This is a genomic window from Fructilactobacillus sp. X2R5C3, from assembly GCF_059901325.1.
The window spans coordinates 237,272-264,019 of sequence record NZ_JBWXUY010000002.1 but is presented as its reverse complement, the minus strand read 5'-3'; the positions used below and the strand labels follow the sequence as shown (position 1 = coordinate 264,019).

At 36.9% G+C, this 26,748-nt stretch carries 26 protein-coding genes; 25 read left to right on the top strand and 1 reads right to left on the bottom strand.

The genetic code is table 11. The features are described from left to right. From recN to AC6UDE_RS04240, 10 genes are all read left to right on the top strand, one after another. The gene (gene recN, locus AC6UDE_RS04285) at window positions 1-1,707 is read left to right on the top strand and encodes a DNA repair protein RecN (protein WP_500696730.1); all 1,707 of its coding nucleotides are present in this window, start codon (window positions 1-3) and stop codon (window positions 1,705-1,707) included. Window positions 1,708-1,789: 82 nt separating this feature from the next. After that, window positions 1,790-2,407, top strand: coding sequence for a guanylate kinase (gene gmk, locus AC6UDE_RS04280; RefSeq protein WP_500696729.1), 618 nt, complete (start codon window positions 1,790-1,792; stop codon window positions 2,405-2,407). After that, window positions 2,407-2,610, top strand: a complete 204-nt coding sequence (gene rpoZ, locus AC6UDE_RS04275) for a DNA-directed RNA polymerase subunit omega (RefSeq protein ID WP_500695688.1) — start codon at window positions 2,407-2,409, stop codon at window positions 2,608-2,610. Before gmk ends, rpoZ begins: the two co-directional genes overlap by 1 nt. Before the next feature lie 104 nt (window positions 2,611-2,714). Beyond that, complete coding sequence (gene coaBC / locus AC6UDE_RS04270; RefSeq protein ID WP_500696728.1) at window positions 2,715-3,920, top strand: bifunctional phosphopantothenoylcysteine decarboxylase/phosphopantothenate--cysteine ligase CoaBC; 1,206 nt, start codon at window positions 2,715-2,717, stop codon at window positions 3,918-3,920. A gap of 20 nt (window positions 3,921-3,940) precedes the next feature. Then, window positions 3,941-6,364: a primosomal protein N' gene (priA, locus tag AC6UDE_RS04265; RefSeq protein ID WP_500696727.1), complete on the top strand. Its 2,424-nt coding sequence runs from the start codon at window positions 3,941-3,943 to the stop codon at window positions 6,362-6,364. A 10-nt stretch (window positions 6,365-6,374) separates the two neighbouring features. Further along, window positions 6,375-7,319, top strand: coding sequence for a methionyl-tRNA formyltransferase (gene fmt, locus AC6UDE_RS04260; RefSeq protein WP_500696726.1), 945 nt, complete (start codon window positions 6,375-6,377; stop codon window positions 7,317-7,319). Then, window positions 7,306-8,646, top strand: coding sequence for a 16S rRNA (cytosine(967)-C(5))-methyltransferase RsmB (gene rsmB / locus AC6UDE_RS04255; protein ID WP_500696725.1), 1,341 nt, complete (start codon window positions 7,306-7,308; stop codon window positions 8,644-8,646). Before fmt ends, rsmB begins: the two co-directional genes overlap by 14 nt. 9 nt (window positions 8,647-8,655) lie before the next feature. After that, complete coding sequence (gene rsgA / locus AC6UDE_RS04250) at window positions 8,656-9,561, top strand: ribosome small subunit-dependent GTPase A (RefSeq protein ID WP_500696724.1); 906 nt, start codon at window positions 8,656-8,658, stop codon at window positions 9,559-9,561. A gap of 2 nt (window positions 9,562-9,563) precedes the next feature. After that, window positions 9,564-10,223, top strand: coding sequence for a ribulose-phosphate 3-epimerase (rpe, locus tag AC6UDE_RS04245; protein ID WP_500696723.1), 660 nt, complete (start codon window positions 9,564-9,566; stop codon window positions 10,221-10,223). Window positions 10,224-10,225: 2 nt separating this feature from the next. After that, window positions 10,226-10,870 (top strand): thiamine diphosphokinase, encoded by a 645-nt coding sequence (locus AC6UDE_RS04240; protein WP_500693709.1) that lies wholly within the window; start codon window positions 10,226-10,228, stop codon window positions 10,868-10,870. A 62-nt stretch (window positions 10,871-10,932) separates the two neighbouring features. On the opposite strand, the gene rpmB is transcribed toward AC6UDE_RS04240, so the two are convergent. Beyond that, window positions 10,933-11,118 carry a 50S ribosomal protein L28 gene (gene rpmB, locus AC6UDE_RS04235; protein ID WP_500693710.1) on the bottom strand — a complete coding sequence of 62 codons (186 nt, stop codon included), beginning with the start codon at window positions 11,116-11,118 and terminating at the stop codon, window positions 10,933-10,935. A gap of 193 nt (window positions 11,119-11,311) precedes the next feature. On the opposite strand from rpmB, the gene AC6UDE_RS04230 reads away from it, so the two are divergent. From AC6UDE_RS04230 to rplS, 15 genes are all read left to right on the top strand, one after another. Then, entirely contained in the window at window positions 11,312-11,674 is a 363-nt protein-coding gene (locus AC6UDE_RS04230; RefSeq protein ID WP_010021513.1) for an Asp23/Gls24 family envelope stress response protein, read from the top strand. Window positions 11,675-11,704: 30 nt separating this feature from the next. After that, window positions 11,705-13,405 carry a DAK2 domain-containing protein gene (locus tag AC6UDE_RS04225; protein WP_500696722.1) on the top strand — a complete coding sequence of 567 codons (1,701 nt, stop codon included), beginning with the start codon at window positions 11,705-11,707 and terminating at the stop codon, window positions 13,403-13,405. A 76-nt stretch (window positions 13,406-13,481) separates the two neighbouring features. After that, the gene (recG, locus tag AC6UDE_RS04220) at window positions 13,482-15,512 is read left to right on the top strand and encodes an ATP-dependent DNA helicase RecG (RefSeq protein WP_500696721.1); all 2,031 of its coding nucleotides are present in this window, start codon (window positions 13,482-13,484) and stop codon (window positions 15,510-15,512) included. Between the two features lie 15 nt (window positions 15,513-15,527). Further along, window positions 15,528-16,559, top strand: a complete 1,032-nt coding sequence (plsX, locus tag AC6UDE_RS04215; protein WP_500696720.1) for a phosphate acyltransferase PlsX — start codon at window positions 15,528-15,530, stop codon at window positions 16,557-16,559. 12 nt (window positions 16,560-16,571) lie between these two features. Next, window positions 16,572-16,844: an acyl carrier protein gene (locus AC6UDE_RS04210; protein ID WP_500696719.1), complete on the top strand. Its 273-nt coding sequence runs from the start codon at window positions 16,572-16,574 to the stop codon at window positions 16,842-16,844. Between the two features lie 80 nt (window positions 16,845-16,924). Further along, complete coding sequence (gene rnc, locus AC6UDE_RS04205) at window positions 16,925-17,656, top strand: ribonuclease III (RefSeq protein ID WP_500693716.1); 732 nt, start codon at window positions 16,925-16,927, stop codon at window positions 17,654-17,656. A 13-nt stretch (window positions 17,657-17,669) separates the two neighbouring features. Further along, entirely contained in the window at window positions 17,670-21,203 is a 3,534-nt protein-coding gene (gene smc / locus AC6UDE_RS04200; RefSeq protein WP_500696718.1) for a chromosome segregation protein SMC, read from the top strand. A gap of 2 nt (window positions 21,204-21,205) precedes the next feature. Continuing rightward, window positions 21,206-22,516 (top strand): signal recognition particle-docking protein FtsY, encoded by a 1,311-nt coding sequence (gene ftsY, locus AC6UDE_RS04195; protein ID WP_500696717.1) that lies wholly within the window; start codon window positions 21,206-21,208, stop codon window positions 22,514-22,516. A gap of 12 nt (window positions 22,517-22,528) precedes the next feature. Next, complete coding sequence (locus AC6UDE_RS04190; protein ID WP_500696716.1) at window positions 22,529-22,870, top strand: putative DNA-binding protein; 342 nt, start codon at window positions 22,529-22,531, stop codon at window positions 22,868-22,870. A 10-nt stretch (window positions 22,871-22,880) separates the two neighbouring features. Beyond that, window positions 22,881-24,326, top strand: a complete 1,446-nt coding sequence (ffh, locus tag AC6UDE_RS04185; RefSeq protein WP_500693720.1) for a signal recognition particle protein — start codon at window positions 22,881-22,883, stop codon at window positions 24,324-24,326. An 89-nt stretch (window positions 24,327-24,415) separates the two neighbouring features. Further along, window positions 24,416-24,694 carry a 30S ribosomal protein S16 gene (gene rpsP / locus AC6UDE_RS04180; RefSeq protein ID WP_500693721.1) on the top strand — a complete coding sequence of 93 codons (279 nt, stop codon included), beginning with the start codon at window positions 24,416-24,418 and terminating at the stop codon, window positions 24,692-24,694. A gap of 10 nt (window positions 24,695-24,704) precedes the next feature. Continuing rightward, the gene (locus AC6UDE_RS04175; RefSeq protein ID WP_500696715.1) at window positions 24,705-24,953 is read left to right on the top strand and encodes a KH domain-containing protein; all 249 of its coding nucleotides are present in this window, start codon (window positions 24,705-24,707) and stop codon (window positions 24,951-24,953) included. Between the two features lie 55 nt (window positions 24,954-25,008). Beyond that, window positions 25,009-25,524, top strand: coding sequence for a ribosome maturation factor RimM (gene rimM / locus AC6UDE_RS04170; RefSeq protein WP_500696714.1), 516 nt, complete (start codon window positions 25,009-25,011; stop codon window positions 25,522-25,524). A gap of 2 nt (window positions 25,525-25,526) precedes the next feature. Then, window positions 25,527-26,279, top strand: a complete 753-nt coding sequence (trmD, locus tag AC6UDE_RS04165) for a tRNA (guanosine(37)-N1)-methyltransferase TrmD (protein WP_500696713.1) — start codon at window positions 25,527-25,529, stop codon at window positions 26,277-26,279. 109 nt (window positions 26,280-26,388) lie between these two features. Continuing rightward, window positions 26,389-26,748, top strand: coding sequence for a 50S ribosomal protein L19 (rplS, locus tag AC6UDE_RS04160; protein ID WP_500693725.1), 360 nt, complete (start codon window positions 26,389-26,391; stop codon window positions 26,746-26,748).

The following is a 26,748-nucleotide window of genomic DNA, read 5'->3' as shown; positions in this document are numbered from 1 at the left end:
TTGTTACAGGAAATTTCAATCAAAGACTTTGCGATTATTGATCAATTGGAAGTTAATTTTTACTCAGGGATGACAGTTCTGTCAGGAGAAACTGGTGCAGGAAAGTCGATTATTATTGATGCCGTTGGTCTACTTGCTGGTGGTAGGGGATCGTCTCACTTTATTAGAAAGGGTGCGAACAAATCAATTTTACAGGGAATGTTTGCCATTCCTAAAGATGGTCTTACTGCTCATGTGTTGGATAAATTTGGGATCGAACATGATGATGATACGGTAATTTTACAGCGTGAATTATATCGTAATGGCCGCAACGTATGTCGCATCAATGGCATATTGGTGAATACAAATACGCTAAAAAAAGTTGGCGAAACTTTGGTTGATATTTATGGACAAAATGAACATCAAGCGCTGATGCAACCTGATAAGCACATTGGGTTACTTGATGAATTTGCTGGCGACAGCCTCAAACCTACGCTTAAGCTTTATCAGGAACAATATGAAAAATACCTTAAATTAAAGAAAGAATTGAATAATAAAAATAAAAATGAAAAAGAATGGGCTCAACGCATTGATATGCTTAAGTACCAGGTAAATGAAATTGAAACGGCTGATTTAACGGATGGCGAAGAAGAAGATCTGATAGCCGAAAGGGATCGTTTAAATAATTTTCAAGCCATTAGCGATAGTCTAGGAAGAAGTTTTAATGATATTAATGGTGATGAAAGTATTAGTCCGATTGATATGATCGGGGATGCCATGAATGCTCTTGAAGATTTAGAACGGTTAGATGATGAGTTTAAGTCAATTTCTGAGAATGTTAAAAATGCTTATTATACGCTGCAAGATGCTTCTGGAGAGATTAGTAATCAGATGGATAATTTGGAGTTTGATCCTGACAGATTGAACGAAGTTGAGCAACGCTTAAATACTATTTTTGAGTTAAAACGAAAATACGGTGATTCGATTAAACAGATTTTAAAGTATTACGATAAAATCTCTGGTGAATTAACTGATATGGAGACGGATGAAAAGAGTGGCAATAATTTAGAAGAACGCTTCAATGCTTCTGTCAAAGAATTAAATAAACTTGGGAAAAAGTTAAGTGATATTAGATATCAGCAAGCCGAAAAGTTAACGGATGAAATTCATCAACAATTAGCTGATTTGTACATGGATAAAACGCAGTTCGAAGTTCGTTTTTCCAATTTACCTAAAGATACTTTTAATCGAAATGGAATTGAAGAAGTTGAGTTTTACATCCGAACGAATCCGGGTGAGGACATGGCACCGTTATCCAAAATTGCCTCTGGTGGTGAACTTTCTCGAATTATGTTAGCTCTTAAAACGATTTTTTCCCGCGTCCAAGGAGTAACTTCAATCGTGTTTGACGAGGTAGATACGGGGGTTTCGGGAAGAGTGGCTCAAGCAATTGCTGATAAAATTAGTGCAATTGGTAAGAAATCCCAGGTTTTGTGTATCACCCATCTGCCACAGGTTGCCGCCATGGCTGATAATCATGATTTCATCTCGAAGCATGTTGATTCTAATAATCGAACGGAAACTTCGGTTCAACCCTTATCAGGTGAGCAACGAGTTAAGGAACTTGCTAGAATGTTAGCAGGAACCACAGTTACTAAGTTAACCATGGAACACGCTTCTGAACTTTTAAACTTGGCCAATCAACAAAAAAGACAAAAAATTAAATAGCATTCATTTTATCTCTTATTGATTAATTGATTTATAAATTGCATAATATATATAAAGAAGTTACGAAAAAGGAGCGGTTTAAGTGAGTGAAAGAGGAATGTTAATTGTTCTTTCTGGTCCAAGTGGAGTGGGGAAGGGAACGGTTAGAAAAGCCCTTTTTAATGATCCTGATGTCGATTTCAAGTATTCAATCTCGATGACTACCAGAAAACCCCGTGAGGGAGAAGTTAACGGGGTTGATTATTACTTTGTTTCAAAGGATCAATTTGAACAGAATATTAAAAATGGTAAGATGCTGGAGTATGCTAAGTATGTTGACAATTATTATGGCACCCCGTTACAATACGTAAACGAGACATTAGATTCAGGAAGAGATGTTTTTCTGGAAATTGAAGTTAATGGTGCCATGCAGGTGCGTGCCAACTGCCCCGATGGAGTTTTTATTTTCCTAACTCCACCTGACATTGATTCACTTAGGGATCGTTTGGTTGGCCGTGGGACTGATGATATTGAGGTTATCAACAAACGAATTGAAAAAGCTTCTAAGGAAATCCGAATGATGCAAAACTATGATTATGCAGTTGTGAATGATAAGGTTTCAAATGCGGTAGACCGAATTAAAACAATTGTTAAAAGTGAACGTTTAAAGGTAAACCGTGTTATGCCAAATTATCTTAATAAATTAGGAGATGAAGTTTAATGTTTATTTATCCACCACTTGAAGATTTATTGCAACACGTTGATTCAAGATATTCGCTCGTTATGTTAGCAAGCAAAAGAGCTGAAGAACTTGATCAGGGTGCGAAGCCATTGCTTCCCCATTATAAGTCAGTAAAATCAGTTGGAATGGCGTTGGAAGAAATTGCTGCCGGCGTGTTAACCATCGCTCCAAAAAGTAAGTAAGAAAGGACTTTTGTGATGAATCTCATCACAGGGTCTTTTTTTATTAAATGAATAATAAGGGATGTGTAGTATAATTAATAAGAAATACTTTGGAGGGTATAATTTTGTTAAACGGGAAGCAAATTGTCTTATTTGTATCTGGTAGCGTTGCTGCTTATAAGGCAGTTTATTTATTGAGACTTTTAAAAAAGAATGGTGCTAGTGTCAAAGTTGTAATGACACCGTTTGCCAAACGATTTGTCTCGAAATTAACTTTTCAAGTTTTATCGAAGAATGATGTCTATGATGATCAAAGTTATTTTGATGACTCAACAACGATTAATCATATTGGGCTAGCTAAATGGGCCGATTTGGCAATTGTTGCCCCAGCTACCGCTGATTTTATTTCTAAAACAGCAAATGGGATTGCGGATGATTTTGCAAGTACGACTATGTTAGCCATGGAGTGCCCTAAGTATTTTGCGCCAGCAATGAATGATGTCATGTTAAAAAATCCAGCTACCCAAAGAAATATTCAAAGATTAATAGATGATGGTATCCAATTTGTTGAGCCACAAGTTGGACCCCTAGCCGAAGGATATTCAGCTCTAGGTCGACTTGCTGAACCAGAAGAAATTTATCAGTTTGTGGTTAGTCAATTAAATGATCATGATGACCAACCTCTTTCTGGGGTTAATGTACTAGTAACTGCTGGTGGTACTAGAGAACCAATTGATCCGGTTAGGTACTTATCAAATAATTCATCAGGAAAGATGGGATATGCAATTGCTGAGGTTGCTAAAGAAATGGGGGCTAAAGTGACACTTGTAAGTGCCAACAGTCAGTGCCAGATTCCAGATGGTGTGAAAGTTATCAAAGTTAGTTCTGCTGATCAACTGGAGCACCAGGTACAACGCTTATTTTCAGATAATCAGGTTTTGATTATGGCTGCTGCAGTTAGTGATTTTAAACCTGCTCATGCGGAAAAACAAAAAATCAAGAAGGATCAAGACCATGATTCTTTAGATCTCCATCTAATTAAGAACGATGATATTGTTGCAAAAGTGGCACAACAGAAGAACCCTAATCAGGTGGTGGTCGGTTTTGCGGCCGAGACCAATGATCCTCTTAAAAATGCTAAGCAAAAGTTGATGAAAAAGAAATTAGATCTAGTGGTATTAAATGATGTTTCCAATTCATTAATTGGTTTTAATAGTGATGATAATCAGGTTTCAATCATCTCAAAGGATGGTTTGGTCAAAAAGACAGAAGTTGAGTCTAAATTAAAAGTTGCTAGTGAAGTGTTAAATGTCGTTGTTGACCTTTTATAGCTAATCTGTAATATGCAAGAATGGAAAGAAGGGGTAATTTGAAAATTGCAAAAGTGATTGTTGATGTTCCGACCATGCAAACAAATGTACCCTATTCATACTTAATTCCTACTGGATTAGAAGATCAACTGAAACGAGGCATGAGGGTCATTGTTCCATTTGGGAATGGAAACAGAAAAGTTGAAGGTTTTGTCGTTGATATTACAGATGAGAAACCGGACCAGCTTAATCAACTCAAAAAGATTGATAGTACCATGGATTTGAGCCCAGTGTTGAACGACGAAATGATTGAACTTTCTAAGTGGTTGGCTGATACAACTTATTCTTTTCGAATTAGTTGTCTTTTGACCATGCTTCCTAATGCGATGAAGGCAAGATATACAACCTATGTAAAAGCAACTGGAAATCTTGCCGATCAAGAGCTTAATGATAAGTTTAAAGACCAGAGTATGGTTCCGTTTGACATGGAGCATTTTAATAGTACTGAGATGGGAAAACTTGCTAAGTTGCGTAAGAACAATAAAATCCAAGTGATTTACAAAGTTCAAAATGAAGCCAAAAAGAAAACGGAAACGGCCATTTTAAATCAATTAAGTGATTTTGGTCAGGCAAAAAAACAGCTTCGTAAGAATGCCACTTCTCAATTAAACTTACTTTCTGTTTTAGAGCACCATACTGATCAACCAATTATTCAGACCCACCTCGTTAATGATCTTAAAATATCCAATTCAGCGATTAGCAGTTTTGAAAAGAAGAATTGGATAAAAAAAGTTCAGGTTGAGAAGTATCGTGATCCGTACAAACATGATATTACAATTGATCAACCAAAAAAGTTAACCGTTGATCAAGCACATGCCGTTCGTGAAATTGATCGTTCCATTGAAGCCTATCAAAATGAAACCTATCTACTTGAAGGAGTAACTGGATCAGGTAAGACTGAGGTTTATCTTCAATCCATCCAAAAGGCTCTGGATTTAGGTGAGACGGCGTTGATGTTAGTTCCAGAGATTTCTTTAACCCCCCAGATGGTTAATCGAGTTAAAAATCGGTTTGGTAATCAAGTTGCTGTAATTCATAGTGGTTTGTCAACCGGGGAAAAGTATGATGAGTGGCGTAGAATTAATAATGGAAAGGCAAAGGTAGTAGTAGGGGCAAGATCAGCAGTTTTTGCTCCTCTTTCTGATATTGGGATTATTATTCTTGATGAGGAACACGATACAAGTTACAAGCAGGATGATAATCCGCGTTATCACACGCGGGATGTTGCCATTTGGCGTGGCAATTATCATCATTGCCCAGTCGTACTTGGGAGTGCAACACCTTCGCTTGAGTCAAGGGCTCGTGCCGGAAAGGGAGTTTATAAATTTTTACGCCTTCCCGATCGCATTAATCAAAGGCGTTTACCAGAAGTTTCAGTTGTTGACATGACCAGAGAGGAAGAGACTCATGATGGAATCTTTTCGCACCAATTACTTAGTGCGATTAAGCAAAGAATTGAAAAGCACGAACAAGTAGTGTTAATGCTTAATCGTCGGGGATTCTCGTCTTTTCTGATGTGTCGAGATTGTGGCTATGTTTTAAAGTGTCCCAACTGTGATATTTCTTTGACGCTTCACATGGATTCTCATACGATGAAGTGTCACTACTGCGGATTTGAGGAACCAATTCCTAAGTATTGTCCCAACTGTCACAGTAAAAATATTCGTTACTTTGGTACTGGAACTGAAAAGGTAGAGCGACAATTACATGAACTCGTTTCAAAAGCGCGAGTAATCAGAATGGATGTCGATACAACCCGGAAAAAGGGTTCTCATGAGAAGTTACTTCGTGAATTTGGTGAACATCATGCTGATGTTTTACTAGGAACGCAGATGATTGCTAAGGGACTGGATTTTCCGAATGTAACTTTGGTGGGGGTACTAAATGCTGATACTGGATTGGATTTACCTGATTTTCGTTCTAGTGAACGAACGTTTGATTTATTAACTCAAGTTTCCGGACGAGCTGGACGAGCTGATAAGGATGGAGAAGTCATTATTCAGACCTATAATCCAGATAATTATGTGATTCAATTGGCTAAAGACCAGGATTATGAAGCATTTTATCAAAAAGAAATGCAATTAAGACATTTAGCTGATTATTCTCCATACTTCTTTACCATTAAAGTTTCAATTAGTTCACTAAATGAGAGGCAGGCGGCTAATGAATCTTATGAGGTTGCTAATTATCTTAAAAAGTCGCTTGATCAAACTACCATTATTTTGGGGCCAACCCCTAGGCCGATTGCTCGAATGAAAAAACGTTATTATTTCCAAATCATTATTAAGTACAAACGTGACTTAAAGCTCAATGAAAGCTTAAAGCATATTTTACAAATATCACAAAAAGAAGTTAGAAAGGGTTTACGGATCGGGATTGATCCAGAACCAGTCAGTTTTATGTAGGTGAATTATTATGAAATCAATTGTATTTATGGGAACGCCTGAATTTAGTGTTCCAATCCTAAAAGCTTTAAATCAGAACTACAAAGTGTTGGCAGTGGTAACCCAGCCAGATCGACCGGTTGGGCGAAAACATCAAATTGAAGAATCACCGGTTAAGAAAGCTAGTCAAGATTTGGGGTTACCGGTACTACAACCGCAAAAATTAGGTGGAAGTCCCGAAATGGAAGAAATTATTCAAATGAAGCCAGATTTTATTATAACTGCTGCATTTGGCCAATTTTTGCCGACTAAATTGCTTGAAGCAGCGCAAATTGCTGATATCAATGTTCATGGATCTTTACTGCCGAAATATCGTGGTGGGGCTCCGGTTCAATATGCCATTATGAACGGAGATAAAGAAACCGGAATTTCGATCATGTACATGGTCAAAAAGATGGATGCTGGTGACGTTTTAGCTCAACAACCTGTTAAGATTGAAAACACCGACGATACTGATAGTATGTTTAAAAAGTTAAGTTTAGTGGGACGTGACCTTCTCTTAAAGACTTTAAAAGAAGTTATTAATGGAACTGCACATCCCCAAAAACAGGATGAAGAGCAAGTTGTGTTTTCGCCAAACATTAAGCGAGAACAAGAAGAGTTAGATTTTTCTCAACCTGCTAGTTTGGTTGATGCAAAAGTCAGAGCGTTAAGACCCGATCCGACCGCATTTGCAATGGTAAATGGGAAACCAAATAAGATTTGGAAAACAACGGTTATTGATGAGCAGACTGATTTAGATCCTGGTCAGGTGGTTAGTAAAGATAAACACCATTTAAAAATTGCTGCTGGGAACGGAACGGTTTTGGGAATTGAAGAAATTCAACCGTCTGGGAAGCCAAAAAAATCAATTACCGAATATTTGAACGGCAACCAGAAATTAGAAATTGGAGATCAATTTATTGACAGAAAATAACTCAAGTAATCCACGATACTTAGCCGTAAGAACACTAGAGCGTGTTCATGGCGGTGCATATTCTAATCTTCAAATCAACAATGTGATCGATTCTAGCACGATGAGTCCCAAAGATATTTCCCTGTATACTAATATCGTTTATGGTGTGATTCAGCACCGGTTAACGTTAGCTTATTATGTTGACCATTTAGTAAAAAGATCTGACAAACTTGATGGTTGGGTCAAAGAATTACTGTATACGGCAATTTATCAAATGCAGTATTTAGACAAAATACCAGATCGTGCGATTTTTGATGAATCAATTAAGATTGCCAAAAAGCGTGGGCATGATGGTATTAGACGACTTGTTACCGGAGTCCTTCACCACATCCAACGAAATGGATTGCCTCCAATTGATAAAATTAAAGACACTGCCACTTACGACTCAATCTTTTATAGTGTTCCGCTGTGGATTGTAAAGCAACTTAATGAGCAACTTGGTATGGATAAGACGGTTGATATACTTAAAAGTATTAATCAGCCAGCTAAGCAATCAGTCCGGGTGAACCATCGTAAGATTTCTGATGATGATTTAAAGAAGAAATTTTTCCAAGAGGGATATGAGGTTAGAAGTAGTGAAGTAGCTGATCATGCGCTTATCTTATCTGGTAAAAGTGCTAGTGGTAGTCCTCTGTTTAAAGAGGGTTTGTTTACGATTCAGGACGAAAGTGCCATGTTGCCAGTTCAATCCATGGACATTAGAAATGATGACTATGTACTAGATGCTTGTGCGGCTCCAGGTGGTAAAACCACGCAAATTGCTGAATATTTGACTACTGGTAAGGTTGAAGCTTTAGATCTGCACCTCAAAAAATTAACCAAAATTGAGCAAAATGCAGCCCGAATGGGTGTGAAAGATAATATTGAAGTTCATGCCATTGACGCTCGTAATGTTTCTGAATTATTTGGTGAAAGTACTTTTGATAAAATCCTGGTTGATGCTCCCTGTTCGGGACTTGGATTGATGAGGCGTAAACCAGAGATTAGATACGATAAGACACTTGATGACGTTTTACACCTTGTAAAGATTCAAACTGAAATTTTGAATGCTGTGGCACCAACACTCAAAGTGGGCGGACAGTTGGTATTTAGTACATGTACCATCATGAATCAAGAAAATAGTGAGAATGTCAGCAGGTTTTTAGATCAGCACCAAAACTTTAAACCGGTTTGGGTCAAGACAAGAAAAGACCTAAAGCCAAATCGTGATACAGATGCTTTAAAAATTTATCCAGACGACTATGATTCTGATGGCTTCTTTATCGCGGGCTTTCAGAGGATTCAATAGGAGATTAATGTGAGAAAAGGCAAGATTTATCAATCTTTGAGTGGGTTCTATGACGTTGAGTCCGATGAAAAAATGTACCGGACGAGAGCACGAGGGAACTTTAGAAAAAGAAATATTAAACCCATCGTTGGCGACCTGGTTGAGTTTGATGAAACTAATGTGAACGAGGGATACATTTTAAGGGTTTTACCACGGTTTAATCAATTAGTTAGACCACCAGTTGCTAATACTGATCAAGCAATTGTAGTTAATTCAGCCATTGAACCTGCTTTTTCTTTCTCACTATTAGATAAGCAACTTGTGGCCCTCGAAAAGCAGAAGATTATCCCGATTATTTATCTTAGTAAGACTGACTTGTTAACGTCAAAAGCGCAGGTTGATTTTTTTAAAACGGTTGCGGCTGATTATAGGAAAATTGGTTATGAAGTTGTGTTACCTGATAAAAAAGATGATGTAAATGCAGTGAGCGATGTTTCGAAGTTACTTCCTCACAAACAATCAATCGTAATGGGTCAGACTGGGTCAGGAAAATCAACACTGCTTAACGAAATTGACCCTAAGTTAAAGCTTAAAACTGGAGTCGTATCTAAGTCTTTAAGTCGAGGGAAGCATACCACTAGGAAGGTGTCTTTACTAACGGTAAATAGCGGCTTGATTGCTGACACACCAGGCTTCTCTTCTTTTGATACTTTGGAAATTAAGTCAAATGAATTAAAAAATTATTTCCCGGAATTTGTACGTGCTTCACCCAACTGTAAGTTTCGTGAATGTCTGCATGTTAATGAACCTGGTTGTGCCGTGAAAGCTGGGGTTGAAAGTGGTACAATTCTATCGAGCAGGTATGATGATTATCTGCAAGAATATCATTTATTAAAAGCACAAAAGCCAATTTATAATAAGAAAAGAGGAAATTAAACATGATTAAAGTTGCTCCTTCAATTTTAAGTGCGGATTACGTAAACCTACAAAAAGACATTGAAAAGGTCGATAAGAGTGGTGCGGAATTACTACATATCGATGTTATGGATGGGATGTTTGTTCCAGCGATTGCCTATGGTCCAGGCTGGGTCAAAGAGATTCGCCCCATTACTGGATTAACACTTGACTGTCATTTAATGATTGAGAATCCTGAAAGATATATTGATACTTTTGCTGATGCTAACGCAGATATTATTGGGGTTCATGTTGAATCAACTCCCCATATTCATCGTGCTCTTCAAATGATTAAAGATAAAAACGTTAAAGCTGAAGTCGTAATTAATCCGGGAACCCCAGTGGAGATGATTAAGCCAGTCTTGTACATGGTTGATCAAGTTCTTGTGATGACTGTTAATCCCGGATTTGGTGGTCAAAAGTTTATTCCTGAAACGATTAGTAAGGTTAGAGAATTAAATAAATTACGTGAAGAAAATGATTCATATTCCTATGACATTGAAATTGATGGTGGTGTTAACAATAAGACGGTGGTTGACGCCTATAAAGCTGGCGCAAACGTCGCTGTAGCTGGTTCATATGTTTTTGATGCAAAAGATCCTGCTGCTCGTATTCAGGCTCTTAAGAACGCTACTAATTTTTAGTTATGAATAAGGTAAATGTCGTTGTTGGGGGACCAATTGAGTTATGGCCATCTAACTTAAAGACTAAAAAAATAAAGGGTCCCTTCATTGGGGTTGATCGAGGAAGTTTACGACTAATCAAATTGGGCATTATTCCTGAATACGCTGTTGGTGACTTCGATTCGGTTTCAGATTCGGAATTTAAAATAATATTACAAAAAGCCAAGCACGTTATTCGGGTTGATCCGGTAAAGGATGAGACTGATACTGAATTGGGTATCAGGACCGCTGGCAAGTATTTTCCTAAGAATGAGATCGATATTTATGGCTTTTCAGGCGGGCGTCTTGATCACTTGCTGACCAATTTTTTGATGGTCTTAAAGCCAAATATTAAACCCTATCTTTCAAGGCTGAGACTCATTGATAGTCAAAATGTAATCCGATACTTTCTAAGTGGGTCGTATCATATTAAGAAAATCACTGGAATGAAATATTTAGACTTTTGTCCGCTGTTACCAATGCATTTAACGCTCAATGATGAAAGATATCAATTAAATCATCATTGGGTGGGGTATCCAACTTCTTATTCAAGTAATGAATTTATTGGAGATAGTGCTTCGTTTGTTTTTGATGAAGGAGTATTGATGGTGATTCAAAGCCGAGACTAAAAAACAGTACAACCATTGAATGGTTGTACTGTTTTTTAATTAATTAATTAAAATAATAATGATTATACTCTGGTAATCTTACCAGATTTTAAAGTTCTGGCACTAACCCAAACACGTTTGGGCTTACCATCAACTAAGATGCGTACCTTTTGTAGGTTTGGCTTCCAACTTCTTCTTGATGAGTTTAAAGCGTGAGAACGACGATTGCCGAAATGAGTTCTCTTACCATTAATTTGATCCTTAGCCATAATATCCCTCCTTACTTTGGAATTCTTTTATATTCAATAGTTCACCTAAATAACTTACCATAATACCGTCATAAATGCAAAGTTTCTTTCAAGTAAATGTCCTTGACACCATGATTCATATTTTTGTTTTATAATGGGGTGTGGTAACATTAGATATCGTTATGAGCTCGAAAGGATAAGGGGGATGCAAACGATGGCTGTAAAGTTAAACACTCAATATGGATCAATTGATATTGATAATGATGTAATTGCTACAGTAGTCGGCGGTGCCGCAACTGATAATTATGGAGTTGTTGGCATGGCTAGCAAAAACCAATTTAAAGATAATATGAATGAAATTCTTCGAAAGGATAGTTACTCAAAAGGAGTAGTTGTCAGAGAAGTTAACAAGAAAGTTCAAGTTGACGTCAACGTCATTGTGAGTTATGGAACCAAGATCTCTGAAGTTTCTCGTAATGTTCAGTCAAAAGTTAAATATAATTTGGAATCAATGTTAGGGATTAATGCGGATTCAGTAAACGTAATTGTTCAGGGTGTTAAGGTTATTAACGACTAGTGGTTTGAGTATAAGGAGGATTTGATAATAGTGTCATTAACTAAGATTACTACTAAAGAGTTCGACCAAATGGTTCAAGCCGCCGCGGTCGTTCTTAATAATAATACGGATTTTATTAATTCGTTAAATGTTTTCCCAGTTCCAGACGGAGACACTGGAACGAACATGAGTTTGTCATTATCAAGTGGGGAAAGTTACGTCGATAAATCAAATGATGATACGATTGGCGGTAAAGCTTCTGCACTTGCTAAGGGTCTATTAATGGGAGCGCGAGGTAACTCTGGTGTCATTATGTCTCAGATTTTCCGTGGTTTTGCAAAAAACGTTGAAGGTAAAAAGGATCTTGATGCTCAAGAATTTGCAGATGCTATTATCGCTGGAGCTAAGACTGCTTATAGTTCGGTCATGAAACCCACTGAAGGGACCATCTTGACGGTAGTTAGACTAGCTGCTAAAGCTGGTGAAAATACTGCTTCAGATACTGATGATGTTATAAAGGTAATGGACTCAATTCTTGATGCTTCTGAGAAAGCTCTTAAAAAAACTCCAGATCTTCTCCCAGTATTAAAGCAAGTGGGAGTGGTGGATTCTGGTGGACAAGGATTGGTATTTGTTTTTCAAGCTTTTGATGATGTTTTAAATGGTCGAAAGATTGAAGACAAAGGTGAACATCAACCTAATTCTGAAGAAATGAACGAAATGATTGATGTTGAGCATCATAAGAGTGCTCAAGGTAAATTAAACCCAGCAGACATTGTTTATGGGTATTGTACCCAAATTATGGTGCGAATTGGGAAGGGAAAGCAGGTTACCAAGAAATTCGACTACGATACTTTTTATAACTATCTGGCGAAATTAGGGGACTCGCTTTTGGTTATTAATGATGATGAAGTGGTTCGCGTTCACGTTCACACGGAGCATCCTGGCAAGGTCTTGTCGTGGGGACAACAATTTGGTGACTTAGCAACCGTTAAAGTTGATAACATGCGACTGCAACAAGAATCAATCATGGAAAGCGATGAAAAAGCTCAAAAGACCGATGATTTAAAGGAAGAAAAAGAGCATAAAAAGCCGCGTGACTTAGCAATTATTGCGGTGGTTGCGGGAGCAGGTTTAGAGAAGCTCTTTAAGAGCTTAGGAGTAACTAACATCATTAGTGGCGGACAAACGATGAACCCTAGTACGCAAGATATTGTTGACGCTGTCAATAACAGTAATGCTAAAAAAGCGATCGTTCTCCCTAACAATAAGAATATTTTCCTATCGGCAGAGCAAGCCCAGGGAATCACAGACATTCCGATGGAAGTTGTCCACACCAAGACAATCCCACAAGGATTAACCGCGATGTTCTCATTTGATCCTGATAATACTTTTAAAGAAAACCAGACCCAGATGGACGACTCTTTAGATACCGTTAAAAGTGGCCAAGTGACGACTGCTGTTCGTGATACAAAGATTAATGGAATGGACATTAAAAAGGGTAGTTACATGGGAATTATTGATGGAGACATTCAGGTCCTTGGTTCTTCTTTAGATGATGCAGCTATTAAGATGCTGAAAAAAATGTTAGATGATGATAGCGAAAACGTTACGATTATTTTTGGAAAAGACGCTGATCAGGATGATGCTGATAAAGTTTCGAACGCTGCCTTATCAGTGGACGATGAATTAGAAGTTGAGACTCATGAGGGGGATCAACCAGTTTATCCGTTGATTATTTCCGTTGAATAGGTAATATTATATAGATAGATACTTAATAAGACTGCTAGTCCTTGTGGATTAACAGTCTTTTTAGGAGGTGAATTTGATGAGTGGGTTAGATGACCATGTGGAAACGCTTAGAGGAGTCGGTCCCAAAAAAGTTGAAGCTCTAAATGATTTGGGGATTGTGACCATTTATGATTTACTGACATACTTTCCATTTCGTTATGAAGATTTTCGAACTAAAGATCTTTCTGAAATTTCTGATCAGCAGGTGGTCACTCTGAAGGGTAAGGTTGCTATCAATCCAACGGTTAATTTTTTTGGAAGACGTAGAAGTCGTTTAACTATTAAGTTACTAGTTGGTAATGATGTGATTCCGGTGTCTTTTTTTAATCAGCCGTGGCTAAAGAAACAGGTTGAAGCCGGGGATGAAATTTTGATTTACGGAAAGTTTGATGCAAATAAAAAATCGATGGCCGGAATTAAAATTTTGAAAGCTGGTGATGGCGAAAAATTTGGTTCAATTTATCCTGCTAACCATAAGATTACCCAGAATACCATTCGCCAATTGGTAACCGAAGCCTATGATCAGTACCAAGGTCAAATTGAAGATTTCATTCCTAATTGGGTTTTAAAAAAGTATAAATTAGAAAATTTAAAAAGTGTCATTTCTAACATGCATTTTCCAAAGAATCAAAGAGCAGCAGCACTCGCACGTAGAACCGCAAAGTTTGATGAATTTTTCTTGTTTCAAATGCGAATGCAAACTTTAAAACATCAGAAAAATCAGGCCCCTAATTCTGCGATAACCATTAATCGTGCTAAATTACAGACGTTTGTGAGTTCTCTTCCGTACGAATTGACCCTGGCACAAAAAAAGGTTATTTCAGAAATTTTATCTGATCTAAAGCGCCCATATCAGATGAATCGGCTTTTACAGGGAGATGTTGGGAGCGGAAAAACGGTTGTAGCGGCTATCGCAATTTATGCTGCGGTTCTTTCTGGGAAACAAGCCGTAATAATGGCTCCCACTGAAATTTTAGCCGAACAACATGCTGACGGACTTGCTGATCTTTTTAAGGATACTAGTGTTAGTATTGGACTATTGACTGGTGATACTTCTAGATCCGCTCGAAATGAACTTTTACCCCGTATTGAAAGTGGCGAGATTAACTTGGTGGTGGGTACTCATGCATTGTTTCAAAAAGAGGTTAAATACCATAATTTAGGATTAGCTGTCATTGATGAGCAGCATCGGTTTGGAGTTAACCAAAGAAAGGCCATGCGAGAAAAGGGTAAATCAACAAACGTGTTATCGATGACCGCTACGCCTATTCCACGAACTCTATCGATCACAGCGTATGGTGAAATGGATGTCTCGGTAATTGATGAGTTGCCAGGTGGTAGAAAACCAATTAAAACGGCTTGGATTAAGAATCAACAGATTGATGCAATGCTTAATTTTGTCAAAAAGCGCTTAAATCATGGAGAACAAGTTTACGTGGTAGTCCCCCTTATCGGTGAATCTGAAGCAGTGGATATGAGAAACGTGACTGATACATACCAAAACTTTCAGCAAGAACTTGGTGATAAATACACGGTTGGCTTACTCCATGGTCAAATGAGTGATGAAGACAAAAATAAAGTAATGGATGCTTTTAAGACTAATAAGGTACAAGTTCTAGTTTCTACAACTGTAATTGAAGTCGGAGTTGACGTTTCCAACGCAAGTACCATTGTGATTTATGATGCTGACCATTTTGGGTTGGCTCAACTACATCAACTTCGGGGTCGTGTGGGGCGAGGGGACCAGCAAGCTTATTGTATTTTAATTGCTGATCCTAAAAATGAAACTGGTAGAAAACGAATGAATGTGATGTGTTCATCAACTGATGGTTTCTTTATTTCACAAAAAGATTTAGAATTAAGAGGTCCTGGGGACATTCTCGGTAAAAATCAGTCTGGAATGCCAACCTTTAAAGTTGGAGATCCAGTTGCTGACATTAATATTTTGAGCACAGCGCAGACCGTTGCAAAAGAAATTGTTGATGATGTTAACTGGGAACAGGAACCGCAAAATCGAAAGTTAGTAAAAAGACTTAAATCTTTAAATCAAGATGTTAAGTTTGATTAAGGAGCTTTGCCTATAATGATAAAAATTGCTGTTGATGCAATGGGTGGCGATAATGCACCTGATGAAATTGTCAGAGGGATTGAGCTTGCTCGTGATGAAATGGATCACGTGGAGTTTCAACTCTTTGGTGATTCTGATAAAATCAATTCGTTGTTAAATAACAAAGAAAATATCAAAGTGATTCAATCAGATGAAGTTATTAAAATGGAAGATGAACCCGTTAAAGCAGTAAAAGAAAAAAAGGGATCAAGTCTGGTAATGGCTGCTCGAGCTGTTAAAGATGGAACAGCTGATGCATTTTATTCCTGTGGAAATACTGGTGCCATTCTAGTTGCTGGTTTATTGATAATCGGTAGAATCAAAGGAATTGATCGTCCGGGACTGGTTACTACTTTACCAGTAATTGATAACGATACTGGTTTCACGTTAATTGATTGTGGAGCAAATGCTGATGCTAAGGTTGTTAACGTTTATCAGTATGCACTACTAGGTAAGTATTATGCTGAAAGAGTCTTAAAGATTAAAAATCCACGGGTTGGGTTGATTAATAATGGCACCGAGTCTGACAAAGGAAATAAGATCCATCAAAAAATGTATCATGCTTTAAGAAAAAATGATGACATTAATTTTATTGGTAATATCGAATCACGAGGGTTGCTGGATGGAGTTACCGATGTAGCGGTAACCGATGGCTTTACCGGTAATGCGGTTTTAAAGAGTATTGAAGGAACTGCATTGTCAATGATTAATATGTTAAAAGACGGCATTATAAATGGTGGAGTGAAGTCCAAAGTGGGTGCTTTATTACTCAAGGATACTTTAAGAAAGATTGCCCACAAGATGGATTACACTAAGTACGGGGGTGCCGTCCTGCTTGGATTAAAGGCCCCAGTGGTGAAGAGCCACGGTAGCAGTAAGGCTAAGACAATTAGAAATACGATACTTCAAATTCAGCAAATTATTAATTCTAATTTTGTTGATTCAGTGAAAGATTATTTTTCTAATCATACTGATGAAATGGATAGTATTAAAAATAGTGAGCAGTAGGAGGGATCACTGATGGATAGAGAAACAGTATTTAAAAAAGTAGCAGAAATCACCTCAAGTCGTTTTAAGGTTCCGGTTGATAAGGTAACGAATGACTTAAACTTTACTAATGATTTAGGCGCTGATTTTATTGATATGGCGGGATTTATCGTTGAATTAGAGGATGAGTTTGGCGATGTTTTCACCAGTGAAAATACTGAGAATATCAGTGATGTCGGCGATCTAGTAGATGTAATTATGCGAGATATTGATCCAAAAACGAAAAAACACATTGCAAAGAAATAGATGATTCGTTGTTATGACGGGTCATTTTTTATTATGCAATTATCGTAATTTAGGCATTAATGATATAATTAAAAGAAAAAATGTTACCTTTGGAGGAAATAGAATTGCAAAAGCAGTTTGATGACTTGTTAAAAGACAAGTTTAATATTAAGTTTAACGATGAAGCACTTTTAGATGAAGCAATGACCCAAGCATCATACGTGAACGAGCATCCCGGTCAAGGATTAAAATTTTATGAACGTCTGGAGTTTTTAGGGGATGCTGTCTATCAATTAGTGGTTTCAGACTACATCTTTAGACGTTTTCCTGAATTACCACAAGGTCGACTGACTAGATTAAGGGCTGCTATGGTTAATGAGCATAGCTTTAGTCGTTTTGCCCGTGAATGTCATTTTGACAAGTATATCCGACTCGGCAAAGGTGAAGAAAAGGCGAATGCCAGACAACGTGACTCACTTTTATGTGATATTTTTGAATCATTTATTGGAGCGGTGTATCTCGATCAAGGAATAGAAACGGTGAGGAATTTTTGTCAGATTGTGATTTTTCCTAAGCTTGATGAGGGTTGGTTTGACGAATTCTTTGATCATAAAACTGAATTACAGGAAGTTGTTCAAGAAAATGGCCCAGTCGATTTAGACTATGAACTAGTTAGTGAAGATGGTCCTGATAATGACCGTAAATTTAAAGTTGCGGTAAAAATTAACGGCAAAGAAATGGGAGTCGGGTTAGGACATTCCAAGAAAGATGCAGAACAGAAAGCGGCAAAGAAAGCACTCAATGAACTGGGAGTAAGCACAAGTATTAAGTAAATGAGGCATTAAGGTGAAGTTAAAATCAATTGAGATTGCAGGATTTAAATCTTTTGCAGATAAAACCACAATTGACTTTCAGGATGGGCTTACTGGAATTGTTGGTCCAAATGGTAGCGGAAAAAGTAATGTCATCGAGGCAATTCGTTGGGTTTTAGGTGAGCAGTCGGCCAAAACTTTACGTGGTAAAAAAATGTTAGACGTCATTTTCTCTGGGTCCAAGGGGCGCAGAGCTCTTAGTCGTGCAGAAGTTAGCATTTATTTTGATAATTCTGATCATTTTTTGGATTCTGATTATACCGAAATTAAAATCACACGTAAAGTTTATCGAAATGGTGATAGTTCTTATTCAATCAATGATAAAGATTGTCGTTTGAAGGATATTAATAATCTTTTTATGGATACTGGATTAGGTGAAGGTTCCCTTTCAATTATTTCGCAAGGGAATGTTGACGAAATTCTTAATGATGATGCTGAAAAAAGGCGATCAATTATTGAGACAGCTGCTGGGGTTTACCGATATAAAAAACAAAAGGTGGAAACTGAACAAAAGTTAGCTGATACTCAAGGAAATTTGGATCGAATCTCAGATATTATTAACGAGTTGGACAAACAAATTGGGCCTCTAAAGGAGCAAAGTGATGCTGCTTCGCTCTATTTAAATAAGAAAAAGTATCTTGATCAATTGAAGTATTCTAAATTAGTAATTAAGATTAAAAATCATGAAAACGTGAAAATGAATCTAGAAAAGGAGCTCAAAGAGCAAAATACTACTTTTACTAATTTAAAAATACAAGTTAAGGAAGTTAAAGAACGCAAACAAGGGTTAACGAGCAAGATTAAAAGTTTAGTTCGGAAGCGTGAACAACTTCAAAATCAACTTTTAAGTGACACTAAATCACTCGAATCAGCTCATAGTGATCAGCAGTTATCTCAGCAACGACGTGAATTTAATCAACAAAAGATTAACGACTTAGAAAGTAAAGTAAGTGATTTAAAAGAGCAACTGGGAAACGTTAAAAACAATATTACTGATAATCAAAGCCAAATTAGTAAAAAGCAGGCTCTCATTTCCAACTATTCTCATAAGATGAAGCAGCTTGAAACGGCTCCTATTCAACAAAATTTATTGGAAAAGCAAACAGAACTTGAAAATATAAGAAATGATTACATAGATTTGATGCAGTCATTAGCCAGTGCCAAGAATAATTTAAAGTTAATGCAAAAATTATCCAAGCGTAGTGATAGTGAGGTAAAAGAGAAGTACCAGCGGATTAATGCGATTGAAGATCAAAGCAACCTTTTAAAGCAAGAAATCACTTCAGAAGAGACCGAATTATCGAAACTTCAAAACAACCAGAAACAAATGGTGGATGAATTAAAGCAAGTTGATAAGAAGTTGTCAGATTCAAGTGATAAAGAAAAAGAATTAAAGGCAAGCTGGTATGCTGCATTGCGTGTTTTTCAGGAGACTAAAACGGAACGAGACAGCATTAAGTCAATCTTGGAAAATCATAATTCGCTTTATCGCGGAACGCGAAACTTATTAAAAAACAAAGCAAATTTAGTCGGGATTAAAGGAACGGTGAGTGATTTTATTGAAGTTCCTGATCGTTATGTGCTAGCCATTGAAACAGCACTAGGAAGCCAGGTCCAGCAGGTTATCACCGAGAACGTTAAAGACGCTAGAGAAGCAATTCATTATTTAAGCGAGAAGAAACTGGGAAGAGTTACGTTCTTACCGATGAATGCCGTTAATGAACGTTATTTATCCTCTAATGTGTTAAATGAGGTAAAGTCGATTTCTGGCCTTGTTGGAATTGCTTCGGACCTAGTCAAAATGCCGTCGAATATGACACGAGTTAAGAATCACCTGTTGGGTGGTACGATAATTGCGATTGATTTAAAAAGTGCTACAAAGATCAGTAAGACAATTGGTCATAAGGCTAAAGTGGTAACTTTAGATGGGGATGTCGTTAATGCTGGAGGTGCAATCACTGGTGGATCAAATCACAACCAGTCCACTGGCTTATTAAGTCAAAAAGAAAAATTGGTCCACTTAAATCAGCAAGTTGAAGAAATGAGCCAGAAGATGAATGCTGGTGAGGAGACTATCAAAAAATTCCAAGATCAGCACACAATAAAGCAGGATAAGCACGATGAACTTCGTCAAAAATTAAATGAATTAAAAGGAGAGATTCAAGCTAGACAAAAAAGCATTAGTATGAATCAAAGTAGTTTAAAGGAGTCTCAAAGAAATGCTGATGCAATTCGATTACAATTAAAAAACACAACTAGTGATGATGGTGTAAATGAGATTGATCTTTCTCATAAGATTAATGATTTAAAAATGCAAATTAAGCAAAATCAGTCTAAGAATACCTCAATCAAAAGTCAGATTGAAAAACTTACTCGGAATGTTAACGAAAATAATATCAAATCATCTGAAATCAAAGAAAAGTTGATTCGCTTAAAGGAACAAAATAGTCAACTCAAGTCCAGCAGGGAAAGTCTTTTAAAACAAAGGTTGAATTTTGAAACTCAATTAAAAAGCTTAGCCAATAGTATAAATGGACTTAAGCAATCAATTAATCAAGAAGTGGTGGCAGTAAAAACTAATATTCCCGAACTAGAACAACAAATCCAAAGTACTAAGCGGGATGTTAACGATCTTAATTCAAAAATTGATAAGTTTAACCAAGATGATCAAAAATATGATCATCAAGTTTCCGATCTTCAGGATCGTTTAATTTCTCAAACAGAAATAGTTCAAAAGCTAGAATCGAATTTAAAAACTGCTATAGATAACCTTGATTCTGAGCGTTATCAACGCGATAACATGATTAAAGGAACTAGCTCAATGAAGAAGGTGGAACTTGCATTACCCGAAATCGATTCATTGATTAAATCAATCCAATCTGAAATTGACGAGTTGGGTCCGATTAATGTTAATTCAATTGATGCCTATGCAGAAGTGAAAGACCGTTACGAATTTATGAATCATCAACTTGATGATTTAATTGAATCTAAGAGCCAACTGATTGGGATAATGAATGAAATGGATCAAACGGTAAAAGTTAAATTTAGCGAAACTTATGATAAAATTGCAACTGCGTTTAGTCATATTTTTCGCAATATTTTTGGTGGTGGAGAAGCCAAACTAAAAATGGATGACCCGCATCATTTACTTACAACTGGGATCGATATCTTGGTAAAACCACCCGGAAAGAAATACCGTAATCTCAATTTACTTTCTGGTGGTGAGAAAGCTCTAACGGCTTTGGCACTGCTTTTTTCGGTTCTTGAGGTAAAACCAGTTCCGTTTGTAATATTGGATGAAGCTGAATCTGCTCTTGACCCTGCTAATGTGGATCGTTTTGCGCGGTATATGCAGAGTTTAAAGAATAATACACAATTTATTGTAATTACTCACAGAAAGGAAACGATGGTCTATGCGGATCATCTTTATGGAGTTACAATGCAAGATTCGGGTGTATCTAAGGTTGTTTCGGTCAACTTGGATGAATCTAAAAAGCTAGGAGAATAATTATGGGTTTATTTGATATTTTTAAAAGTAAGAAGAAGGAATCTGACGACAAAGAGAACGAAACCAAGCAGTCTAAAAGAGAAGATGAGAAAGCAAAGGCTACTGGTGACGACACCTCTGATCGAGGTGACCACTCTCAACAAACTGAAGAAAATGAAGTTAGTCAGAAAAATGATGGATCAAGTGAGAGTAAGAATGATGGAGCTGATGTTTCTGAAGAACCGGAAGAACAAACGCAAACATCAAAAAATAGTGTTCGAAGCACTGACGATAACAAGTCAGATGAAAAAGGCCAGTCTGTGGTTGATACAGATCATTCTTCTAATAAAAATGAAGATGTCAAAGAGTCTACTGATGATGTAACTAAGCAGCCTGAATCAACTGAAAAAGCATACGAACATGGTCTGGCAAAATCACGGTCTTCGTTTGGACAAAAATTAAATGCGCTATTTGCTAATTTTCGCTCAGTTGATGATGATTTCTTTGATGATTTAGAAGATACGCTGGTTGAATCCGATGTTGGATTTGAAACTGCAATCCAACTAACTGATGAACTAAAAGAAGAGGTTAAATTAAAAAATGCCAAGAAACCAAAAGAAGTTCAAAATCTAATCGTCCAAAAGATGATCGATTTGTATGATGCACCAAGTGATAAAGATAGTTCAATCAAATTATCTCAAACTGGCCCAACTGTGATTTTATTTGTTGGTGTCAATGGAGTTGGAAAAACGACGACCATTGGTAAGATGGCCAATAATTTTAAAAAGCAAAATAAAAAGGTGCTTTTAGCGGCTGCTGATACATTTAGAGCGGGCGCCATTGAACAATTAGATGAATGGGCTAAACGTGATGATGTTGATATTGTTAAAAAGTCCGCTGGTAGTGATCCAGCTTCGGTTGTTTTTGAAGCAGTAGATAAAGCCAAAAAAGAAAATTATGATGTTTTATTTGTTGATACAGCCGGAAGATTGCAAAATAAAGTTAATTTAATGAATGAACTTGCTAAAATTGATAAGGTCATTAAGCGTGAAATTCCAGACGCACCTCAAGAAGTATTGCTAGTGATTGATGCAACTACTGGTCAAAATGCTTTGAATCAAGCCAAGATGTTCAATGAAATTACTAACATTACGGGAATTGTTTTAACAAAGCTTGATGGAACTGCCAAGGGTGGAATTGTAATTGCAATCAAAAATAAGCTTAATATGCCGGTAAAGTTCGTTGGACTTGGAGAAACGGTTAATGATTTGCGTAAATTTGATTCTAAGAGCTTTATTGACGGTTTATTTAAGGGATTAATTCAAGATAATTAGTGGTGACTTTAGATGGACATTAAAAAGAATAATCGGATTAATGCTCTGTACGATTTTTATGGTGAATTGCTCACTAAGAAACAGGCAGAGTACATTCAAGAATACTATGCAGATGATTTTTCGTTAGGTGAGATTTCAGAAAATTTCAATATTAGTCGCCAAGCGGTTTATGATAACATTAAAAGAACTGAGCAAATTCTTGAAGACTATGAAAGTAAAATGCACCTATATCAATTATTTGTATTACGCAATCAGCAAACCGATGAAATTAGAGATTACGTTAAGAAGTATTATCCAAATGATGAACACTTAAATGAGTTAGTGGATCACTTAGAAATTACGGAAGAAAATTAGGGGTGAAAAGATGGCTTTCGAAGGTTTAACCGATCGATTACAAAAAGCTTTTAAAAACTTAAGAGGAAAAGGTAAGGTCAGCGAATCTGATTTGCGTGAAACAATGCGGGAAATTAGATTAGCATTACTAGAAGCGGACGTTAACTTTAAGGTGGTTCGTCAGTTTGTAAAGAGGGTTCAAGAAAAAGCTAAGGGCGCTGACGTTCTTGAAGGATTAAATCCGGCCCAACAAATTGTTAAGATCGTTAACGATGAACTGACTAACATGATGGGTGAATCTGCCACTCCGCTAGTTAAATCAGACAAGATTCCTACAGTCATTATGATGGTAGGACTTCAAGGAGCAGGTAAAACTACTTCAGCAGGTAAATTAGCTAAAAGGCTTAAATCTGAAGATAATGCGCGTCCATTAATGATCGCTGCCGATGTTTATCGTCCCGCAGCAATTGAACAGTTAGAAAAGGTGGGCGAACAAGTTGATGTTCCAGTATTTCAAGAGGGAACGGATGTTGACCCAGTACAAATTGTTCAAGATGGTTTAAAGGAAGCTAGCAAAAATAATAACGATTATGTGTTAATTGATACGGCCGGTCGGCTTCAAATTGACGAAAACTTGATGGATGAATTAAAGAATATTAAAAAGGTGGCCAATCCAAATGATATTCTTTTAGTTGTTGATGCTATGACAGGTCAAAATGCCGTTGATACGGCGGTCGGATTTAACGATGCTTTAGATATTACCGGGGTTATTCTAACAAAGTTAGACGGAGATACTCGTGGTGGAGCTGCTTTGTCAATCAGGGCTGTGACTGACAAACCAATTATGTTTGTGGGTCAAGGTGAAAAGTTAGATGATTTGGATGTATTTCACCCAGATCGAATGGCCTCTCGAATTTTGGGAATGGGAGACATGCTCTCGTTCATCGAAAAGACTCAGAAAGAGTATGATGAAAATCAAGCTAAGGAATTAACCGAAAAAATCAAGGAAAATTCTTTTGATTTTGATGATTTTGTTGATCAATTAGAACAAATTCAAAAGATGGGTCCAATTCAAGATTTGGTTAAAATGATTCCAGGAATGGCTAATAATCCGGCATTGAAGAATTTAAACGTTAATCCCAAAGATTTAGACCATATTAAAGCGATTATCTATTCAATGACTGATGAGGAACGATCCAATCCGGATGTGTTAAATCCTTCAAGGAGACGTCGAATTGCTCGCGGATCGGCTCAACCGATTCAACAAGTCAATCGACTCATTAAACAATTTGATCAAATGAAGAAAATGATGAACAAAGTGTCTAACGGAAATATGTCGGGTTTGTCAAATATGATGGATTCTGCTGGAATGGGTGGAGGAATGACTGGTAAATTGTCGAATCTCGCCATGAAGCGGATGAGTCGCAAGATCAAAAAGAATAAAAAGAAGCGACGAAAAAATAAAAAAAGACATTAATTTCAGACTGTAAAGAAAAAAGCCTTTACATCATTAATATTTATTGGTAATATTAGTAACTGTTAAGAAAACTATTAGGAGGTGTGTTTATGTCATTAAAAATTAGATTAAGAAGAATGGGTTCAAAGAAGCGTCCGTTTTACCGTATCGTGGTTGCTGACTCACGTAGTCCTCGTGACGGTCGTTTTATTGAAAATGTTGGTACTTACAATCCATTAACTGAACCTGATCAAGTAACTTTAAAAGAAGAATCAATCATGGACTGGTTGGAAAAAGGTGCTAAACCTTCTGATACTGTTCGTAATATTTTGTCAGATGCAGGTATTATGAAACAATTACATGATGCTAAATTAGCAGCTAAGAAATAAGTGATTGATTATGGTTAATTTTGATAATTTAATTAAAACAATCGTTAAGCCATTAGTTAAATATCCTGATGATATTAGTATTAATCATCAGGATACTGATCAATTTAGCGAATATATATTGTCTACCAATCCTAATGACGTTGGACGTATTATTGGAAAAAAGGGTCGAGTTGCTCAGACGATTCGAACCATAATTTATAGTGTTCACGTTAATGATGGAAAGCGAATTAAACTCGTTATTGATGATGGCAAAGATTAGCTCTTAGATAAAACTCGTTTTTATTTAAGAGTTTTTTTATAGAAATAGGTGAACTATGGATTACTTAGAAATTGGGAAATTAGTAAATACTCAGGGAATTAAAGGTGAAGTACGAATAAAACCTACTACTGATTTTATTGATCAACGCTTTAAAGTTGGTAATCTTGTTTATGTATTCCCCAAAGACGGAAAAATGGAAGAATTGAAGATTGACGGGGTTAGAAGCCATAAGGGATTTATTCTGTTGCATTTTTCTGGTCGCAATTCTATAAATGATGTTGAATACCTTAAACCTGCCATCCTAAAAATTACGTCGGAGCAAAGAAAAAATACTGACTTACAACCAGGCGAATATTTCTATCAACAAATTATCGGCATGGATGTTATCGATAAAGATGATAATAAAATTGGTGTAATAAGTGATATTATGGATATGCCTGCCAATGATGTCTGGGTAGTGGAGCGTGAAAATAAAGATGATTTGTTACTTCCAAAGATTGATTCGGTCGTAAAAAAAGTGGATATTCCTAATCATAAAGTAGTCGTTGAGTTAATGGAGGGAATGCAGTAACGATGAAGATCGATATATTGAGCCTTTTCCCTAATATTTTAAAGGGCCCTTTGAGTGAATCCATTATCGGTAAGGCCATTGAAAAAGAAATCATAAATATTGATATTACTAATTTTCGTGATTTTTCGACTAATAAACATCATAACGTGGATGATACCCCCTTTGGTGGGGGAGCTGGAATGTTACTTAAGCCTCAACCAATGCTTGATGCTTTTACGCATTCTCAAGAAGTTTCAGAAAAACAGGGTTATTCATCTGGTAGAGTCATTTTAACTGATCCGGCAGGGAAAAGATTTGATGAAAACGATGCTGCAAAACTCTCCGGGGAGGACCATTTAACCTTTTTGTGTGGTCACTATGAGGGGTTTGACGAACGAATTAAATCTGTAGTAACTGACGAGTACTCAATTGGTGATTTTGTCCTGACGGGTGGTGAATTGCCTGCGCTAGTAATGATTGATGCGACCGTTCGACTCATTAAGGGTGTCCTTGGTAATCAAGAGTCAGCCCCAGGAGATTCTTTTTCAAGTGGATTGCTTGAATATCCTCAATACACGCGACCAGCAGACTTTAGGGGGTTAAAAGTTCCACCGATTTTAACTAGTGGTGATCATCAAAAAATTGATGATTGGCGACAGAAGGAATCTTTAAGAAAGACATATTTAAGACGACCAGATCTGATTAATTACAACAAACTGTCAAAAAGGCAAAAGGAATTATTGGCGGACGTTAAAATTGAGGAAGAAGATCGGTAAGTATTGAGTTTTTTGGTTTGTATGTTATAATTTTAAGTGGTCTTTTATGGCTAAATAAAACGGTATTCCGCTGTCGAGAAGATAAGAATGCTAGTTAGGAGAAATGATTATGCGTCAAAATAAATTGATTGATAAGATCAATAGTGATCAACTTCGTTCAGATATTCCTGAATTTCGTGTTGGTGATACCGTTACGGTTTCCGTAAAGGTTGTTGAAGGTAGTAACGAACGTATCCAGAAGTTTACTGGTGTTGTAATTAAACGTCATGGTTCAGGCATTCAAGCTACTTACACAGTAAGAAGAATTGCCAGTGGAGTTGGGGTTGAAAGAATCTTCCCATTACATTCACCACGAATTGCTAAGATTGATGTTGTTAGACATGGTTCAGTTCGTCGTGCTAAGTTGTATTACTTACGTGATCGTTCTGGTAAGGCTGCTCGTATTAAAGAAGCAAGTCGTAAGCATTAA